Raw genomic sequence first — 266 nt, 5'->3', positions numbered from 1 at the left:
CCCCTGGCCACGCTCATAATACCGGCGACCCTCAGCCGTCAATGAAAGGCTCCGGGTGGAGCGCTCCAAGAGGCGAACGCCCAGTCGCGCTTCAAGGCGGCCGATCAGTTTCGAAACTGACGACGGTGCGATATGCAACTGCCGCGCGGCCTCGGAGAAATTGCCGGTGTCGACGACACGCAGAAACACATCCATCTCACCAACACGATTGTCCATCCGCCGCACCATTTGTGAAACAAGTTCATAAAAGATATGCTTTATAGCGA

1 protein-coding gene is annotated in these 266 nt (G+C 56.4%); it reads right to left on the bottom strand.

What is annotated here, in order from left to right:
• Positions 1 to 216: LysR family transcriptional regulator (locus tag Q5762_RS38620; RefSeq protein WP_315896988.1), on the bottom strand; the 216-nt coding region annotated here is incomplete at its 3' end.
• Between the last annotated feature and the right edge of the window lie 50 nt (positions 217 to 266).

It is taken from the genome of Streptomyces sp. P9(2023) (assembly GCF_032436795.1).
Classification (GTDB): domain Bacteria; phylum Actinomycetota; class Actinomycetes; order Streptomycetales; family Streptomycetaceae; genus Streptomyces.
Note: the sequence above shows the minus strand (reverse complement) of the source record. Positions and strands in the feature narration are given on the sequence as shown.